The sequence below is a fragment of the Mesorhizobium sp. M7D.F.Ca.US.004.03.1.1 genome (genome assembly GCF_003998635.1).
In the GTDB taxonomy this organism is placed as follows: domain Bacteria; phylum Pseudomonadota; class Alphaproteobacteria; order Rhizobiales; family Rhizobiaceae; genus Mesorhizobium; species Mesorhizobium loti.
The window spans coordinates 1-1629 of sequence record NZ_RZQG01001162.1; the positions used below are offsets into that span (position 1 = coordinate 1).

3 protein-coding genes are annotated in these 1629 nt (G+C 64.6%); 2 read left to right on the plus strand and 1 reads right to left on the minus strand.

Annotated elements, in window-relative coordinates; genetic code table 11:
• Window positions 1-458, plus strand: a 458-nt coding sequence (msuE, locus tag EN935_RS35100; RefSeq protein ID WP_127374178.1) for an FMN reductase, incomplete at its 5' end; no start/stop codon positions are given.
• A gap of 118 nt (window positions 459-576) precedes the next feature.
• Entirely contained in the window at window positions 577-1062 is a 486-nt protein-coding gene (locus tag EN935_RS35105; RefSeq protein ID WP_127265545.1) for a hypothetical protein, read from the plus strand.
• A gap of 11 nt (window positions 1063-1073) precedes the next feature.
• On the opposite strand, the gene EN935_RS35110 is transcribed toward EN935_RS35105, so the two are convergent.
• The coding region (locus tag EN935_RS35110; protein ID WP_245489132.1) for a hypothetical protein at window positions 1074-1629 on the minus strand (556 nt) is incomplete at its 5' end.

The window sequence follows — 1629 nt, forward strand, 5'->3', positions numbered from 1 at the left end:
GCCTATCGGCGAGCACCTATGATATCGAGGATCTCGGCCCGTCGCTGGGAACGGCGAGATGGGCCCGCGATCTCGACGGCCAGGCTCGCGCGATCCTGGAACAGATCCTTGCCGCCGACGTGCTCGTCGTAGGCTCGCCGACCTACAAGGGCAGCTATACCGGTCTGTTCAAGCATTTCTTCGACCTGATCGATCCGGCGGCATTGCGAGGAAAGCCGATCGTGCTGACGGCGACCGGCGGTGGCGAGCGTCATGCCTTGATCGTCGAACATCAGCTGCGGCCGCTGTTCGGCTTCTTCGAAGCCTTTGCCCTGCCGACCGCCGTCTACGCCACCGACAAGGATTTCACCGACGGCGTGCTGCGCTCCGAGGCGATCCTGAAGCGTGCGGCACAGGCGGTCGACGAGGTTGGCTTCGTGCTGGCCAATCGCTCGGCAGGCAGGATCGCCGCCGAATAGCTTGCCTTGCCAGATCGCGCCGTGTTCGAAATAAGCGAGGGCAGCGCCCTCGCTTACGCGCAATTTACGACCGCCCGCTAAAACCGTTCCTGTCTGATTCGTCTGGGACGGGAACGTCATGAGCAAAGCCCTTACATCCTTCGCACTGGTCGCCGTGCTGACCGCCTTGCTCATGGCGTTGAGCCTGGCCGTGGCCAGGCACGGCTATCCCTATGGCGCGATCGGCGTCAGGCGCCTTGACGGCATTGCCGATGCCGGCGTGTTCATCCCGATTGCCGCTGTCTATTTCTTCAGCGCGATGCTGATGATGATCCTGCCGATCAGGGCGGCCGGCATCGTCCTGACCCATGCCGCCGACGCGATCTTCTGGACCGTGATCGCGCTGTTCGCGGCAATCGTCGGCTGTCTCGCCGCCAGATGGGCTTTTGGTCAGGGCAGCGCCGTGTGGGCATTGCTGAACTGGCGGTTCCTGTTTGCGGCGGCGATCGTCGGTTGCCACTTCGTCATGAACGAGTTGCGCCGCAACGTGCTGCTGCGCAGCCTGTTCTTCGTGGTGTTCGCCGCCGCGACACTGGCCTGCTTGTTCTGGTCGTTCTCGCTCTGACAGGTCGCCAGCTAATCGGCTGATCCTGCGGCGATGTTGCCGGCCGCCGTTTCCATCCATGTCCAGAGATAGGCAGCAAGACCACGGTCGGCGTGGATGCGCAGCCTGTGTTCATGGCGATAGACGATGGCGCTGATACCCGCGAAGGACAGCGCTGCACTAGCACTCGTTTGGCTGGGATCGAGTGTCGTTCCACGCATGATGAAAGCATCGAGCGCCGTGCCCTCGACCTCGAACACTTGCAGCCCGGCACTGATCGCCGTCACCGCGAACCCGTCCGCGTGCCAGCCCGTCGCGATGGCGAGCGGGCTGTCCGAGACCACGAGCAGCCGGTCGCGCGCCAGCCGCGCCGCATAGCGGTCGCCCTGTGCCGCTCCAAAGGCACCCACGCCAGTCCCGTCGACCCCGGAAGCCCGCGTCCACGCGTCGAGATCGCCGCTGACCAGCAACTGGTCGAGGCCGGAGATTGCCCGCACCGCGAGGCCCGGCGTGGTGATGACCGCACCCTGCCAGTCCGGTGCAACGGACCATTTTTCCGCGAGATCACGCATGCAGCCGGTCTCCTGC